Genomic DNA, 16,370 nt, shown 5'->3' on the forward strand with positions numbered 1-16,370 from the left:
ACGGGCGAAAACAATTTTTAGGGCATGTTTGTAAAGGGTGCCAAAAGGCAGGATAAGGTGGCCATAAGGCTACAGAATGGCCTTTGGGGGTAAGGTTATAGCAAAATTTTCATACTCTGATCAGCCTTCCTTCCTGATTCCGACCCATGCGGCGAAAGAAGGGCATTCCCCTAGTCCGAGCCAAACGGCTTCATTCTATAATGGCAAAACGTAAATAGATCACAAGAAGCTCCAATATATATAAGAGTGTTCCATACTCAATGGTCATTAAGGAGGCAACAATGATCAAAGTAGCGAGACAACCAAACCGCCGCACAGCGAACTCCCAATGCTTTTTGCCACGTCTTGCTTGTTGGAATAAGATATCTTCAGAGAAACCGAAACACCATGATCAGCTTTTGAATCAACTGCGAAAGCATTCCTAGTTTTCATCTGATTGGACAAATCATGTATCGACATACAGAACCTGATCATTGTTCAAATCATCCTTTCTCCAAGCTCCTATCAACCTTGTCCCAGCTCCCTACCAACTTCGCATTTTCTTCGCATTTTCCCGAAGCTGGTACGACGTTGGTACGACCTTGGTACGACGTTGATAGGGCGTTGGTAGAAGGAAGATAGAAGGAAGGTATAAGGATATCTCGTCAAGATATAGCTATACATCTCTATCGGATAGTCTTGATGGGACCATACATGTTGTCGACTACTGAAAACGCTTTACAGTTTCTGTAGGGTTAATAAATAACACAGAAAACACTACAAAATAAAAGGAGGAACTGCACGGTGCAATTCCTCCTTCTTTAACACTTTTTATCAACTGGTAAAAGCTATTCTCTAGTATTGCCCAGTCGACAACATCACCAGTGTACACCCTTCCACCGTTTCTATTCCTCTCTTACGGGCCATTTCCTCAAGTTCATCATTCTCCGTACCCGGATTAAATATGATCCTTTTGGGATTAGTCTCCAGAATATAGTCGTAAAGAGGCGGCTGATTACGGGTACCTACATAAAGCGTCACGGTATCAACATCATGATGAAGCTCCTTTGCCTCCTCAATGGGAACTCCGGCAACCTCTCCTTTCTTGATACCTACATTCACAATTTCGTGCCCATGCCTTACAAGCTTATTCGAAGCAAGATATGCGTAACGACTCGAATCAGGAGTAGCTCCTAGTACTAATGTCTTTTTCATCTTTATATAAATTTATCAGGAAACAGCGTGTCTCCCTTAATTACCTATTTATACATCTCATATACTGCATCTGCACAATTCATGCCATCAATTGCCGCAGAGACAATTCCTCCGGCATATCCGGCTCCTTCACCGCAGGGAAACAGGCCTACCGCATCGGGATGTTGCAAACTCATCTTATCCCGGGGAATTCGAACAGGCGAAGAAGTGCGGGACTCTACTCCTACAAGAATTGCTTCATTGGTGAAATAGCCCCTCATCTTTGTACCGAAAGCTGGCAGAGCTTTCTTCAACCGGGTGTATACGAATTCGGGCAGAACTTCAGACAAATCTGTACTTCTGGTTCCCGGAAGATAGGAGTTTAAAGGAAGATCCATGGAAACCCTGCCTTCAACAAAGTCCACCATGCGTTGAGCTGGAGCTACTAAACTTCCGCCCCCTGCCTCATAGGCCTTCCTTTCTGCCTCCGCCTGAAAAGCGAGTAATCTAAAAGGATCGTCGGGTGATCCGGGGACGTCTTCCAGGTTGATCTGCACCACGGTCCCCGAATTGGCAAAAGGATTATTTCTTTTGGAGGGCGACCACCCATTCACGACAATCTCGTTAAAATCTGTTGAGCAGGGAGCAATGATACCTCCGGGACACATGCAGAATGAGAATACACCACGGTCGTTCACCTGCTCAACCAGACTATAATAAGATGGCGGAAGATAGGGATCACGAACGTCGCAATGATATTGGACTTTGTCTATGAGCTGCTGCGGATGTTCAATACGCACACCCAACGCAAAAGGCTTGGCTTCGATCTGCAGATCATGTTCGCGCATCAGATAATAGATATCGCGAGCCGAATGTCCGGTTGCCAGAATGAGGGCATCTGCTTCGTGATGAGCACCGTCTGCGGTCTTCACTCCTTTTATATGCTGGCTTTTCAAGGTAAAGCCAGTGACTTTTGTGTCAAAGTAGATTTCTCCGCCAGCATTCAGGATAGACTCTCGCATGGCGGTGATGATTTGTGGCAGCTTATTGGTTCCGATATGCGGACGGGCATCTACCAGGATATCTTCAGTAGCCCCATGCGCGACGAAAGCCTTCAGCACATATTGCACATCTCCTCGCTTATTGGACCGGGTGTATAGTTTACCGTCAGAGTATGTCCCCGCCCCACCTTCACCAAAACAATAGTTGGATTCCGGATTGATCAGGCCTTCCTTATTAATGGCGGCCAGATCCCGACGTCTTTGCTTAACATCTTTTCCCCGCTCGAGAATAATGGGTTTCAAACCCAGTTCAATGCACCGCAAGGCGGCAAAGAGACCAGCCGGTCCGGCCCCAACGATCAAAACTGGTTTTTTGTCGCTGACATTCGGGTAATCAACTGAAAAAACTTCAGGCGCGGGAATTTCTTCCAGATAGACCTGCACCTTTAGCCGGTACACCACCTGTTTGCCCCTGGCGTCTATAGATCGCTTATGAATTTTAACGTGTTTGAGCTTCTGGCGGTTAACTTTGAGGGCAGTAGCAACTTTGTTATAAAGTATGTCAGAGTCTGCCGTTTCGTGCGGAAGTAGCACAATTTCAATTTCTTTCATCTCAAAAAGCCAGGTTTTTATCCCGGATGGTAACAAAGGTATGAAATTTGACGTCTTAGATCTGAATCAAAAAATTTAACTTTAACATTATGAGAAAACTAGTCTATACAATTGCAGGTTTATTTGCAGTCCTTTCATTTTCGTCATGCGGCTATAATAGCATGATTCAGCTAGATGAGCAGGTACAATCTCAGTGGGCACAGGTCCAGAACGTATACCAACGACGCGCAGACCTGATTCCGAACCTGGTGAACACGGTCAAGGGAGCAGCTGACTTCGAGAAAGAAACCCTTACTCAGGTAATAGAAGCACGTGCGAAAGCTACATCTGTAAATGTTGATCCGGACAAGCTAACACCTGAAAATATAGAGAAATTCCAAAACGCTCAAGGCCAGTTAAGCTCCGCTATCGGACGTTTACTAATGGTGACTGAAAACTATCCTCAGCTAAAAGCGAACGCTAATTTCCAAGAATTACAGGCGCAACTAGAAGGTACTGAGAACCGCATCACGGTTGAGAGGCAGAAGTTTAATGAGGTAACTCAGCAATACAACTCCAAAATCAGAACATTCCCGAACAACTTGACTGCTGCAATGTTTGGATTTGAGAAGAAGGGCTATTTCCAGGCTGAAGCCGGATCTGACAAGGCCCCTAAAGTCGAGTTTTAACAATCGCTATGAGCAAGAAACCAGATTTATTTACGGAATTGGAACAAGAACAAATCCGTATAGCCATTGAAAAAGCTGAAAAAAACACATCCGGAGAAATCCGGATTTGTGCGGAACGTAACTGTCCTGTACCCAATGCATTTGACCGTGCTGCCAGTTATTTTCTTAAGATTGGAATGGACAAGACATCTCAGCGCAATGGGGTACTGATTTATATTGCAACAGACGACCATAAGTTTGCCATCATCGGCGATGAAGGCATCAATAGGCAGGTACCTGAGGGTTTTTGGAATAGCACAAAGGAACGCATGATCGGCAAATTCAGAACTGGAAGCCTTGCTTCGGGTATCATCGAAGGCATAACAGCGGCGGGTGAACAGTTGCAGAAGCTGTTTCCGGTGCAGGATGGCGACAAAAACGAATTATCGGATGACATCTCGTACATCTGATAAGAGAATGAACAACATGAATCTAAAACAAGGTATTTTAATTGCATTAACCTTTCTTTTAGTCAGCACTGGCGTGTGGGCTCAGGAGCTTCCTCCAAGATCGAATACGCTGGTGACTGATTATACAAACACACTTTCTCCAGATCAGAAGGCGCAGCTTGAGCGTAAGCTTGTTGCGTTTAATGATACGTCGTCTACTCAGATAGCCGTGGTGATGATTAAGTCAGTTGGTGTTTATGACATCGCCGACTATACGGTCAAATTGGCGGAGAACTGGGGCGTTGGGCAGAAAGGCAAAAACAACGGAGTGGTACTTCTGGCGGCTATCGACGACAGGAAGGTAACTATCCAAACGGGATATGGTGTTGAAGGGGCGCTTCCCGATGCAATCACCAAGCGCATTATCACCAATGAAATTAAACCGGCTTTTCAGCGGGGTGATTATTATTTGGGGCTTGATAGGGCAACTGATGCCATTATCTCTTATACAAAGGGAGAATACAAAAGTGAAAAACCTAAAAATCAAAGGTCCGGGTCCAAAGGGTTTCCTGTGGGTTTGGTTATCCTGATCATTATTATCATCGCTGTTCTCAGCCGTAGAGGTGGTGGCGGCGGCGGCGGCCGGGTTATCGGAAGTCGTGGCGGCGCGGATCTCCTGTGGTGGACCCTGCTTTCCGGAATGGCCGGTCGCGGAGGCCATGGCGGCGGTGGCGGCGGATTCGGTGGTGGTGGATTTGGTGGCGGCGGAGGAGGCTTCGGCGGCTTTGGTGGTGGAAGCTTTGGCGGTGGCGGTTCAAGCGGCGACTGGTAGCTTGAACCTGGCGAATTAATATGAATAAGATATGATTAGAAAAGATTTTATTGAAGCCGAGATTCAGAAGCTGGCTCAGGTATTAGCTAAAATACTCGGACTAAAAAACGATGGAAATGTCGACGAAGGGATTGAAGTGGCTTTTGAAACATTGAACGAGTCTTTCGGGTTGAGCCGGGAAGATTTAGAACAGGCTTCCGTAGAAGACTTCCAGAATCAGCTGGCAAGCAAATCATACACTCCGGAAAAACTTAATCTGATGGCCCAGCTGATGTTTGAAACAGTCTACCCTTTTCAGGAGGTGGACGAAACATTCCTGATCCTTCATAAAACAGCTGCAGTGATTAACCTGTTGGAAACTGTTCATCATCAGCAAAGTTTCGAAAACTTGGCCCGTCGCGAGCAGATCACTACGTTTTTAAATAACCGGCAGTATGAGTAAACTGAGATGGGATAAAATATCATCCCGGTATCTGGTAAAAGAAAGATGGGCGACACTGCGTGTAGACACCTGCAAAATGCCAGACGGAACCCTGATTGATGATTACTACGTTCTGGAATATCCTGATTGGGTTAATGCGGTTGCCTTTACCGAGGATGATGAGGTGCTGCTGATCAGGCAGTACCGCCATGGTGCTGAAGATGTCTTTCTGGAGATTCCCGGCGGTTGCATTGATGAGGGCGAAACACCCGAAGAGGCCGTTGTAAGAGAACTATTGGAAGAAACCGGATATGCATTTGATTCGATCGAGAAGGTTGGAGAAGTTTATGCCAATCCGTCAACTGCCGCAAATATTACACACGCATTTATTCTCTTAGGAGGCAAGAAGGTTCAGGAGCAGCATCTGGATGGCCGCGAGGAGATTGAAGTTCTTAGTGTGAGCGTTTCTGAACTTAAAGAGTTGCTGCTAAAGAATGAAATTAAGCAGGCTCTTCATGTAAGCAGCATCTTTTTCGCTCTCTCCAAATTAGGTAAGCTCTAGCTGGCCTTATTCAGCAGTATCTGCATAGACCATATACGTCGTCTCTTTTATGATTAATTACAACCCCAAGGTCTGGTTTCCCTTTATATTCCAATTTAACAAAACAGACACATTTAGAACACTTTTGCCCCTGATGCTCGTAGCTGGGGCTTATTCCTGTCTGATCGCCTATCTGGAACTGGAATACTTTGAGGTTGGCAAGTCAAGCTCCATCAGCAATCTGGGCCTTATGCACAGCGTACTGGGCTTTGTGATATCGCTGTTGTTGGTCTTCAGGACCAACACGGCATACGACCGCTGGTGGGAAGGACGGAAGCAGCTCGGAGGGCTTACGAACAGCGCTCGTAACCTCGCTATCAAGCTCCATAGCTTCCTGAAAGATGAAGAGGACAAACGCTTTTTCAGGCTGATGATCCCGAATTACGCATTTGCGATGAAAAACCACTTGCGAGAGAATGAGGACTACCACGAACTCGACTCGGTATTAGACCTGAAAACGCACCATCATCTTCCAAACCAAATTGCGAGTAAAATCTTCGAGCGATTGAACAGGCTTCGTGAAGAAGGAAAACTAAATAGTGAGCAACTATGGCTCGTGAATGAGGAGTTTAAGTCGCTCACTGATATCTGCGGAGCCTGTGAGCGAATCAAGAACACTCCCATCCCCTATACCTACAGTGTATTTATTAAGAAGTTTATTTTCCTTTATGTATTTACTTTGCCTTTCGGATGGGTAAATAGCATCGGCTATCTGATCATACCGGTGATCATGTTTATTCTGTACGCTTTTGCCAGCTTAGAACTTATCGCTGAAGAAATTGAGAATCCATTTGGAACGGATGCTAATGATCTTCCTGTCGATCAGATATGTCACAATATCCGGAAGCATGTTAGCGAGATAATTTAATTAAACAGGTTGAGGGCATAAAAAAGGCTATCTCCATTAAGAGATAGCCTTTTCGTTTTGGGTAAGATGAGGTAAGCGTTAGCTCATCTTTAATTTCTTTTGAATGTCCTGAACATAGTTCTTGAACTTCTTATCTGTGTCTATAAGATCTTCCACGGTCTGGCATGCGTAGATTACTGTAGAGTGATCACGACCACCAAAGAACTGACCAATAGATTTAAGTGACGTTTTAGTGTGGCTCTTAGCGAGGTACATAGATATCTGGCGTGCCTGTACAATTTCTCTCTTGCGGGTCTTTGACTTAACCATCTCAACAGGAACTTCGAAATACTCGCAAACAAGTTTCTGAATGTATTCCATAGAGATCTCTCTGGAGGTGTGCTTGATGAAGTTTTTGAGCATTGACTTAGCCAGCGCCAGGTCGATGTCTTTCTTGTTCAGCGTTGATTGCGCCAGTAATGACACCATCGCTCCTTCGAGTTCACGGACATTATTGTCTATGTTGTGTGCTACATACTCAATAACCTCACTTGGAAGCTCTATTCCATCAGCATACATCTTTTTCTTAAGGATAGCCATACGGGTTTCCAGATCAGGTACCTGAAGGTCGGCTGAAAGGCCCCATTTGAAACGGCTTAGCAGGCGTTCTTCTAACCCTGCCAGATCTTTAGGTGCCTTGTCAGAGGTCAGGATAACCTGCTTGCCCGACTGATGAAGGTGGTTAAAGATGTGGAAGAAGATATCCTGTGTTTTTTCCTTACCGGCGAAGTTATGCACATCATCCATGATGATAACGTCCATCGCCTGGTAGAAATTCACGAAATCGTTGATCGTATTGTTCTTCAAGGAGTCTACAAACTGCTGACAGAACTTCTCACAGGATACATAGATTACTAATTTGTCGGGGCTCGTCCTTTTAATTTCATTTCCTATAGCCTGACCCAGGTGAGTTTTGCCAAGACCAACACCTCCGTAAAGTAGCAGGGGGTTAAAGGATGTTCCTCCGGGTTTTGCAGCAACGGCATATCCCGCCGAGCGTGCAAGGCGATTGCAATCTCCCTCTATGAAATTCTCGAAACAATAATTAGGATTGAGTTGAGGATCCACCTGTAGCTTTTTGAGGCCAGGTATGACAAACGGATTTTTGATATCCTTGTTCAGGGTAACCGCTACGGGGATGGACTGATACTTTGCTTCAGATCCATTGCCTGTAGAAGGCATGTTAGTCGTATACGGCTTACTGCTTGACGACTTCTCAACAACGATATTATATTCCAGCCTGCCTTCATCACCAAGTTGCTTTTTTACGGTCTTACGTAAAAGGCCAACATAGTGCTCTTCAAGCCATTCATAAAAGAATAAGCTTGGCACTTGTATGGTAAGCACATTTCCCTCAAGACGCAATGCTTTTATTGGTTCGAACCAAGTCTTATAGCTCTGTGTTGGAATATTGTCTTTTATGATCTGAAGACATTGATTCCAAACGTTCGTACCAGTTTTTTCCATGAAGCTTTTTCTTAATAATTTGATTTCCAGACGCTGCAGCGAAGATTTCACTGACCGTTTTGGAACATCGAATATTCGAAAAATTCCTTGCTTTAAGAACTAAAATTTGAAATATATTTAACTGGCTCAACAGCAGAAGCATAGGCTATTTTGCCTGTTTTTTTACTTCCAAAAGCAAAATCGAGACGTCCGAGGTTAATTCCGGCGAAACCAACTTGATTAATGATCACCCGCCCTCCGGCAGCATTTTGAAGCTCCGTAGGGGCTGCTAAAAAGGTGTGTGTATGGCCTCCGATAATCAGGTGTGTATGGTGCGTATTCGCAGCCAACACATGGTCGGAAACCTTATTCGTATCGTATTTGTAGCCCAGATGAGACAGGCATATGATAAGATCACACCTCTCTTCATTTTTTAGCCTCGATTCTATTTTTTGCGCCGTAATTAGGGGATCAAGATATACGGTATTTCCATACTGTTGCTTATTCACCAGACCGTCGAGCTGGATGCCGATGCCGTATACGCCGACCTTGATTCTGCCTTTCTTAAATATCTGATAGTCCTTGGTCTTCCCGTGCAGCGGAGTGTCGCTAAAGTCGTAGTTAGCCGTCAGGAATGGAAAGTTGGCATGAGGAAGCTGCTTGACGAATCCTTCTACGCCATTATCAAAATCATGATTTCCCATGGTACCTGCGTCGTAGCCCATCGTCGACATGAGCTTTAATTCCGGCTCTCCACCGTAGAAATTAAAATAGGGTGTTCCCTGAAATATATCGCCTGCGTCGAATAAAAGAACATGTTCTTCTTCGGCTCTGATCTTCTTAATTAATGCAGCACGGGGAGCAACACCGCCCATACCGGCATAACGTACATCATCGGCAGGGAATGGATCGATCCTGCTGTGTACATCGTTTGTGTGAAGAATAGTAAGCTTTTGAATATCCTCAGAAGCAATAAGATGCTGATGTTCTAAACCTAACGCCAGAATCGCTGAGCCGGTTAGCGCAGTCTTGATAAATTTCCTTCTGTTCATTTGCTGTTATCGTTATCGCTCTGTATCCTGCTATCTAATGCGGAGGTGATCGTTTTTCCCTGAGCCTGTTGCTGCTTAATATAAGCGAGAATGGCGTCACGCAGCCTATATGTACTATCAAACCTCCTGATTGCCCGGGTATATACTTCGGCTTTATCACCTCCGTTGGCCATATAGTCTATGGTGAGCACCGTGTACTCTTTCGACGGATCAAATTTCGTTCCGTTGATTTGTATATCAACCGCTTTGCCATCTTTAATCCTAAACCTCGCTCCCGATACCGGATCGCCGTTTAGCGCGGCAATATAATTAAACAGTTCCTGCACATCTGTTCCCTTCAGGGTGACCGTTACGAAGTAGTTCTCAAAAGGCATCAATTCGTAGATCTTGGAAGCCTTGATAGGCCCGGCGGAGATCGAGTTCCGCAGTCCAAAGTAATTGGTATGTACAAAGTCGAAGCGGAGATCCGTGCGCTTGCCTTCCTGATACATAATGTCTGCCACCAGGTTGTTCAGCAAGCCCTCGGGCTTCTTACGCTCGAGGTTTACAGCGGCCGTACCGATTACCGCGTTCATCTGAGAATCGATGCTCAGTTTGTAAGGTTTGTAGAGGGCCAGCACAGTGGAATCTGCCGGAATATCTTTGATGATATATAAGGCTGCATCCTGAGATGTCTGGTGCAACTTGGGTGAGCAGGCAGAGAGGCCAATCAGTAAGGAGAGGATTGCGATGCCCGACTGCCTGTTTAGGTACGATATTATCGTGTTCATTTGTAAGTTATTTTAAAACAATTGCTGCACGTCGCCTCTGATAACTTGCGCCGCAGACTCATAGGGATTGTTTTCCAGCGAGGTGAGATGATTTAAAATCACCTTGCTTAATTCTATCGCCGGTGCATCCGGAGAAAGTGATTGTGCGGCGTTATTAATCAGCACCAATGTATCTTCCTTTATTTTGCTAACAGTAGACCATGCGGAACCCGATACATAAAGCTGTTGAGTGGTGTTATGCTGAAACTCGTTTCTGATCTCCGCCTTGAGTATGTGTTGATATTCGGCCAGGGCCAGTCCTGATGTATTGGTTCTTAAAAGAAGATTTACGGGGTTGATCCGTTCCACCAGCAGGATCAGGCGCTCATAAGCCTGAAGCCGCAAGGGCAGCAAGGTGCCCTGGCTGTCCTTTTTAATATCAAGCAGACGGAGCTTGAGCTGCTGGTCGAGATAGGGACGTATCACCAGGTAAGCAATGAAAAAAACGCAGATTCCCGATAGGGAATACTTTAATATGTCGAGAAAAAAGAGGGAGGTTGATGACATTAGAATGTTTGTTGTCAAAGCGTCAAATCGCCTATATCTTAACAAAAATGATGAAATTACCTTATATTTGTGTAAATAAAATGAAAGAAATGAGTATGGAGACTACATCACTTATACCGGTTTCTTTGACAGAGGGGGCAGCAAAGGAGCTAAGAAAACTTAAACAACAACAGGAACTGAGCGATGAGTTCGGACTTCGTATTGGTGTTGAAGGCGGAGGATGCTCCGGGATGAATTACATTCTGGGCTTTGATCAAAAGAAAGAAGGGGATCAGGAGTTTTTTCTTGATGGCATAAAAATATACATGCATAAAGCGCATGGTCTGTATCTGGCAGGAATGCAAATTGACTTTCAGGACGGATTGAATTCAAGAGGATTTACTTTTAACAATCCGAATGCATCCAGCACTTGCGGATGTGGAACATCGTTTGCAGTTTAGCCTTTTAGCACCAAAAAAGAGAGGCTGCATCATTCTTGTATGATGCAGCCTGTCTTTTTTGGTGCCAAAAGGATATTTACCTAATCGACGTCCTTACCTGAGAGTCAATAGCGTTATTTTTGTTTGAGATCTGAAAGGAAAGCATCCGACTCCTTAATGACGTCGGCATAAACACTATCCAACCGCTTAATCTTTTTTTCCTCCTCCCTAAAGTAAGCAACTGCTTCGTCATTAGATCTATCACCAAGTTCAGCCTCGAAGGCACGCATCCAGGTATTCATTTGCCCGTCAGCACTATCTAAGCGGGCTTTCAGTGCTGTCATTTTTTGAGAAACAATAGCAGTATCCAACCCTGGCTTTAACAGCTTAAGGCTATCCATTTTTAACGAGAGGCTATCAAGCTTCATCCTGTTCCTGATCGCTTTTTCGCTATCGATCATTACTTTATCATGAAGTTCCAGGACTTCCGCCCTCGCTTCTTTATAGTCAGGCCCTGAACTGCAAGCCTGGATTACAAGCGGCAGCATTACCGCAACAGCATATTTTTTCATTCTATATTGGTTTAATCTGATCTGATGCAATGAAGGTAATCGGAACTTCAGGAAATTGACGAATCTCACTGCAAAAAAATGCGTGAACGGAAGGAGTCCACGCATTTTAATGTAAGTTAACGAATGTTAATAACCGTTATTTTGGGTATATAATCCCTGCCGTACATCCAATTGTGATTGGGGGATTGGATAAATTACATATTCTTTAATGAAGTTCTGCATTTGATTCAGCACGTCTTCCGTTTCGATCCAGGCAGGTATCTTTGTCTCCACCAAGCCGCTTCTCACCAAATCATGCCATCTGTGACCTTCAGCAGCAAACTCCTTCCTTCTTTCTTCCATCAACTGTGCAAGGGTGACGTTAGACAAGGGCGCTAACCCTGCTCTTGAGCGTACCTGGTTTACAATGTCGTCTACTTCGAGCTGCGTTCCTGGTGCACCATGCAGGATACACTCCGCCTTCAGCATCAGGATGTCTGTGTATCGCATGGCTATAAAATTGATAGGCCAGTCGAGCCGGCTGCTGGTTGGCACCCTGGATATGTCCACATACTTCTTGAAAAAGGAGCGTGTCTCTGTTTTTCCGTTAAAGGTAAATCCTGTTTGTATAGAGAAATTCCTTCGTATGTCATTTGCCTCATAAGAATTCAACAAATCTGTTGAAACCGGACGTATAGTTAAACCACCCTGAGTTGTCTTCCCCAAAGACTGAAACCATTCATCGGGCACCAGCACCCATGGGAAGGTTGCTCCCAAAACCGGATTTGCACCAGTAATGTACTGGATGTCAAAAACTACTTCAGCGTTTCCCTCATTGGTATAGGAAAATATATTGCTATAAGCGGCAGTAGAGTTGGCGGTGTTTGCGAGCATAGTGTATCTACCGCTATTGATTATTTCATTAAGGAGATTAAGGGCATTACCCCATTCATTCACCCCAAGCCCCGGGCCTTTTATGCCATAAGTTGGACCTGATCGTGTCATATGTACCAGGGCGAGCAATCCTTTCGCAGCAAATTTCGTTACTCTGCCTTTATCTGCAGAAGCGTACTGTTCAGGTAGGTTATCCTGAGCGAACTGCAAGTCTGATATGATAAACTGATATACCTCTTCAACAGGGCTTCTCCCAACAGAAGTTGCTTCCTCTGCCAGCAATGGTCGCTCAATGATGGGGAGTTCACCAAACCACCTGACCAGATCGAAATAAAAGAACGCCCGAAGGAATCTGGATTCGGCCGATAGGCGTGTTTTTAGATTTTCATCTCTGATAACCGCTCCATTTTTCTCTATCTGATCGAGAACCGTGTTGGCCTTGAAGACGCCATTGAAATTCTCCGACCAGGCTTCTATAATATACGGATTACTTGCAATCGTTTTGTGGAAACTATTTACTCCCTCCCAGTCACGGACACCCCCTTCGGAGGTAGCGTATAGATTGTCAGAACGGGTTTCTGACAAATTTAATTGCCTGTCTGGATATGCCCTCAGACTGGCATAGGTGGCGTTCACTGCTTGTACAAAATCGTCGGGACTATCGTAGAACCGGGCCGTAGAGGCATCCGATATAGGAGCTTGATCCAATTCCTTTTCACACGATGCAAAAAGAATAGAAAATGATATGATAGTGCTAAAAAGTATCTTTTTCATGAGATTAGAATATAAAGGTTAGAAAGTAAAATTGACTCCGAGTATTAAAGACTTAGGTAGCGGAAGACCACCATAATCTCCTGCCTCAGGGAAGGAAGTGCTACCACTTAGGTTTGTATTGGTTGCTTCCGGGTTGAATCCACCTCCATAACTATCGTGCCCGAAGAAGTTTTCAGCGGTTACGTAAATACGTGCGCCCTGCACCTGCTTGGTTTTGATTATCCTTCCCAGGTCATAACCGAGCGTAATGTTCCTTACCCTGAAGTAGTCTGAAGAATACAACCAGTCGGTATTCTTGATTCTTCCGAATGTTGAATAGGCCTTACCGACTTCCCCATTCCCCGGATCAGCCTCAGACCGCCACCTGTTTGCCCATGTGCCCAGCACATTATCCACGAGCCCTGTTCCCGTTCTGTTTACAGAACGACCAAACAAAGAATAGATAGAACCTCCGTTTTGCCCCTGAACCAGTACGCTGAGGTCAAAACCTTTATATCTGAAGTTGTTGGTGATACCCCAGGAATAATCGGGTGTTGGATGACCAACAATGACGCGGTCGTTCGCATCTATTACCCCATCCCCATTCGCATCGACATACTTGGGATCACCTGCTGTTTGCGATCCATATCGGGCAACCTTATTGTCAATATCCTGCTGACTCAAGATACCCTGCTGCTGAACGACGTAGATACTATACATCGGCTCGCCAACTTTCAGAATACTGTGTTCGATATCAAAAGACGAAGGAATCAATATCTGATTTTGTCCGTTGGGCAATGAAACTACCTTATTAGTATTATGGCTCAGATTGGCGGTTGTGCTCCACTGAAAATCACCTGTCAGGTTCCTTGATGTAATTTCAAACTCCCATCCCTGATTTTTCACTTCGCCTGTATTACCCAGCAATGTGGAGAACCCTGTTGTTTGCGGGATCGGAATGTTCAGTAAAAGATTCGAATTGTTCTTGGTATACACATCGAAAGCACCGGTAATTCGGTTACTGAACAAGCCGAAGTCTAAACCCACATCGAAGGTATTCGACATTTCCCAGGAAACATTTGGATTCACGAGACGGTTAGGTGCCTGTCCGATTACCTGCACTCCGTTAAATGTGTAATTATAGTTCGCCAGTGTGGCGATACCGCTATAGTCGCCTACATTATAGTTACCGGCCTTACCCCAGCTTGCTCTCAGTTTCAGATCGCTGATCTGTGGCACTCCCTGGAGAAAGGATTCTTCAGAAATTCTCCAACCGACGGATGCGGAAGGGAACCATCCCCATTTCGTATTCTCCCCAAACCGCGATGATCCATCACGTCTGATACTGGCTGAAAACAGATACTTGGAGTCAAAACCATACTGTACACGCCCAAAATAGGACAACAGAACGTTTTTCGACTCTGTGGTATTACCTGTGATTCCGGCAGCTTTATTTAAAGTAGTCACTACATCATTCGTAAAACCCCCGACAGAATTGAACTCCCCGTTATCAAACTTGTCCGAATTATAAGAAGCCCCAGCCAGCAAAGACAGGTCATGCACTTTGTTGAACTGCTTGTTGTAAGAAAGCGTATTTTCGTTCACAAAGGTCTGTCGTCTATAAGTAGCATAGCTTCCGGATGTATTGGCCGTGAGTTGTGACTGCCGACTGGACAAGGTACCCGTTATTGTATAAGGGATATACCGTTTGAAGTTATTATCCGTATGATCAAGATTCAGCGTAGTCCTGAAGTTCAACCCTTCAATAATTTTATACTCTCCGAATACCGTCGCCAGTGTCCGGAACCGCTTTGTTTGAGCAGACGTATTTTCGAGTTTGCCAATAGGACTATTGGGCGAGGTACTCCAACGATACTGACCAAAGTTGCCGGTGTTGGCATAAACCCCCATAGAATCTTCCTGCACAGGTGTCATACTTACCAACTGGTGGAGAATATTGTCCTTCCCCTCTACGCCCGGATCGTCTGTGATGGAATAGGTAGGAGAGAGATTGATTCCGAACTTCAGTTTGCTGTTAGCATTTACCTCAACGTTTGCTCTTGCCGAGTAAGATCTATAACCCATCCCCTTCACCATTCCCTCTTGATCGGTAAGATTTCCCGACACAAAGTAGTTGACCACGTCCGTTGCTCCGCTTGCAGAAAGCTGATAATTTTGGGTAAGCCCTCTCTGAAATGCTTCATCCTGCCAATCTATGATGCGTAATCCGGGGTAGCCGGCCTGTACCCAACGATCATCAATCATATAGTTCGTATTGACATCGTTCGGTCCGAGCTGCTTGTCGGCCGCCAATCCCGAGTTAAGTACCTGTCTACGTTCCGCAGTAGTTTGCCCGGCCGTCCTGCCAGGTCCCGACGCGACCCATTGTCCATTGATCACCTCAATGGCACGATCGATCCACTCCTCGCCAGTCAGCATGTCCAGCTTCTTACTACGTTCCACCGTACCACCATAGGCATTGAAGGTAATTTTAGGCTTACCTGTCTTACCTCTTCTCGTGGTAATCAAAACAACTCCATTTGAAGCACGAGAGCCATAAATTGCCGCAGAAGATGCATCCTTCAAAACCTGAATAGATTCTATATCATTCGGATTGATATTATCTAATGGGTTGCCAGACGCATAGTTGCCCGAGCCGTTAGGTGCCGCCGGCGCTAACGGAAACCCGTCAATTACGTATAACGGTTCATTTCCGGCCGATATAGAACCGGTACCTCTAACCTGCACGCTCATTCCCTTTCCGGGTGAACCGGTCGTTTGTTTCACATTTACACCGGCCATCTGACCAACCATCGCCTGATCTACCCGCTGCACGGGACGTTCCTCAAGATTGTCCGCATTGAATGTCGCCACAGCCCCTGTAAGGCTTCCTTTTTTCTGCGTACCATAACCAATTACCACCACCTCTTCGAGACTCTTCGTCGAAGAAGTCATTTGCACGTTGATGACAGGATTATTCCCCACAGTAACCTGCTGATCATTGTATCCGATATATTTGAATATCAACACTTGTCCCGGAGATGCGGTTATGGAAAAGCGACCCTGTGTGTCAGTTGCCGTACCACCTGAAGCCCCCTTAATAGTAACAGAAACTCCAGGCAATGTTTCCTTATCACCGGCGTCTGATACCAGACCCGATATCTTCGTCTGTGCGTAAGATTTAAAATTCAGAGAAAAAGCCATGAGTAAGAACAGGCATGCGCCATTCTTAAAAAAGCATAGAATCGCTTTCATAAATGTAGAATTTGGTTAATGATGTAGTAATTATCGGTAAA

At 45.2% G+C, this 16,370-nt stretch carries 16 protein-coding genes; 7 read left to right on the forward strand and 9 right to left on the reverse strand.

Features of this window, described 5'->3' with window-relative positions; all coding sequences use genetic code 11:
- Nucleotides 1–834: 834 nt before the first annotated feature.
- A complete protein-coding gene (locus tag ACKI5J_RS10395; RefSeq protein ID WP_407429200.1) occupies nt 835–1,194 on the reverse strand; it encodes a CoA-binding protein in 360 nt (119 codons plus the stop codon).
- A 44-nt stretch (nt 1,195–1,238) separates the two neighbouring features.
- Entirely contained in the window at nt 1,239–2,786 is a 1,548-nt protein-coding gene (locus ACKI5J_RS10400) for an NAD(P)/FAD-dependent oxidoreductase (RefSeq protein WP_407429202.1), read from the reverse strand.
- A gap of 89 nt (nt 2,787–2,875) precedes the next feature.
- On the opposite strand from ACKI5J_RS10400, the gene ACKI5J_RS10405 reads away from it, so the two are divergent.
- From ACKI5J_RS10405 to ACKI5J_RS10430, 6 genes are read left to right on the forward strand one after another with little or no spacing between them, the layout of a single operon-like run.
- On the forward strand, nt 2,876–3,454 hold the full coding sequence (locus ACKI5J_RS10405; RefSeq protein ID WP_407429204.1) for a LemA family protein: 579 nt from the start codon (nt 2,876–2,878) through the stop codon (nt 3,452–3,454).
- An 8-nt stretch (nt 3,455–3,462) separates the two neighbouring features.
- Nucleotides 3,463–3,903, forward strand: a complete 441-nt coding sequence (locus ACKI5J_RS10410) for a TPM domain-containing protein (protein WP_407429206.1) — start codon at nt 3,463–3,465, stop codon at nt 3,901–3,903.
- Nucleotides 3,884–4,714 carry a TPM domain-containing protein gene (locus ACKI5J_RS10415; RefSeq protein ID WP_407429208.1) on the forward strand — a complete coding sequence of 277 codons (831 nt, stop codon included), beginning with the start codon at nt 3,884–3,886 and terminating at the stop codon, nt 4,712–4,714. Before ACKI5J_RS10410 ends, ACKI5J_RS10415 begins: the two co-directional genes overlap by 20 nt.
- A 31-nt stretch (nt 4,715–4,745) precedes the next feature.
- Nucleotides 4,746–5,156, forward strand: a complete 411-nt coding sequence (locus tag ACKI5J_RS10420; protein WP_407429210.1) for a hypothetical protein — start codon at nt 4,746–4,748, stop codon at nt 5,154–5,156.
- The gene (locus ACKI5J_RS10425) at nt 5,149–5,697 is read left to right on the forward strand and encodes an NUDIX hydrolase (protein ID WP_407429212.1); all 549 of its coding nucleotides are present in this window, start codon (nt 5,149–5,151) and stop codon (nt 5,695–5,697) included. The genes ACKI5J_RS10420 and ACKI5J_RS10425 overlap by 8 nt, the downstream gene beginning before the upstream one ends.
- 49 nt (nt 5,698–5,746) lie before the next feature.
- Complete coding sequence (locus tag ACKI5J_RS10430; RefSeq protein ID WP_407429214.1) at nt 5,747–6,604, forward strand: bestrophin family protein; 858 nt, start codon at nt 5,747–5,749, stop codon at nt 6,602–6,604.
- A 78-nt stretch (nt 6,605–6,682) separates the two neighbouring features.
- On the opposite strand, the gene dnaA is transcribed toward ACKI5J_RS10430, so the two are convergent.
- The 4 genes from dnaA to ACKI5J_RS10450 all read right to left on the reverse strand — a co-directional run bounded on the left by dnaA (nt 6,683) and on the right by ACKI5J_RS10450 (nt 10,457).
- Nucleotides 6,683–8,110 (reverse strand): chromosomal replication initiator protein DnaA, encoded by a 1,428-nt coding sequence (gene dnaA, locus ACKI5J_RS10435; RefSeq protein ID WP_407429216.1) that lies wholly within the window; start codon nt 8,108–8,110, stop codon nt 6,683–6,685.
- Between the two features lie 92 nt (nt 8,111–8,202).
- Nucleotides 8,203–9,141 (reverse strand): bifunctional metallophosphatase/5'-nucleotidase, encoded by a 939-nt coding sequence (locus ACKI5J_RS10440; RefSeq protein WP_407429218.1) that lies wholly within the window; start codon nt 9,139–9,141, stop codon nt 8,203–8,205.
- Nucleotides 9,138–9,911, reverse strand: coding sequence for a 5'-nucleotidase C-terminal domain-containing protein (locus ACKI5J_RS10445; protein WP_407429220.1), 774 nt, complete (start codon nt 9,909–9,911; stop codon nt 9,138–9,140). Before ACKI5J_RS10445 ends, ACKI5J_RS10440 begins: the two co-directional genes overlap by 4 nt.
- A 12-nt stretch (nt 9,912–9,923) precedes the next feature.
- Nucleotides 9,924–10,457, reverse strand: a complete 534-nt coding sequence (locus ACKI5J_RS10450) for a hypothetical protein (RefSeq protein WP_407429222.1) — start codon at nt 10,455–10,457, stop codon at nt 9,924–9,926.
- An 89-nt stretch (nt 10,458–10,546) separates the two neighbouring features.
- Here ACKI5J_RS10450 and ACKI5J_RS10455 point away from each other — a divergent pair, with 89 nt between their 5' ends.
- Complete coding sequence (locus tag ACKI5J_RS10455) at nt 10,547–10,897, forward strand: HesB/IscA family protein (protein WP_407429262.1); 351 nt, start codon at nt 10,547–10,549, stop codon at nt 10,895–10,897.
- Nucleotides 10,898–11,010: 113 nt separating this feature from the next.
- Here ACKI5J_RS10455 and ACKI5J_RS10460 read toward each other — a convergent pair whose 3' ends face one another.
- The 3 genes from ACKI5J_RS10460 to ACKI5J_RS10470 form a co-directional block, all read right to left on the reverse strand.
- Nucleotides 11,011–11,448, reverse strand: coding sequence for a hypothetical protein (locus tag ACKI5J_RS10460; protein WP_407429224.1), 438 nt, complete (start codon nt 11,446–11,448; stop codon nt 11,011–11,013).
- A gap of 126 nt (nt 11,449–11,574) precedes the next feature.
- Entirely contained in the window at nt 11,575–13,095 is a 1,521-nt protein-coding gene (locus ACKI5J_RS10465; RefSeq protein WP_407429226.1) for a RagB/SusD family nutrient uptake outer membrane protein, read from the reverse strand.
- Nucleotides 13,096–13,113: 18 nt separating this feature from the next.
- Nucleotides 13,114–16,329 carry a SusC/RagA family TonB-linked outer membrane protein gene (locus tag ACKI5J_RS10470; RefSeq protein ID WP_407429228.1) on the reverse strand — a complete coding sequence of 1,072 codons (3,216 nt, stop codon included), beginning with the start codon at nt 16,327–16,329 and terminating at the stop codon, nt 13,114–13,116.
- Nucleotides 16,330–16,370 lie beyond the last annotated feature (41 nt).

This window comes from Arcticibacter sp. (assembly GCF_045629565.1).
GTDB lineage: Bacteria > Bacteroidota > Bacteroidia > Sphingobacteriales > Sphingobacteriaceae > Arcticibacter.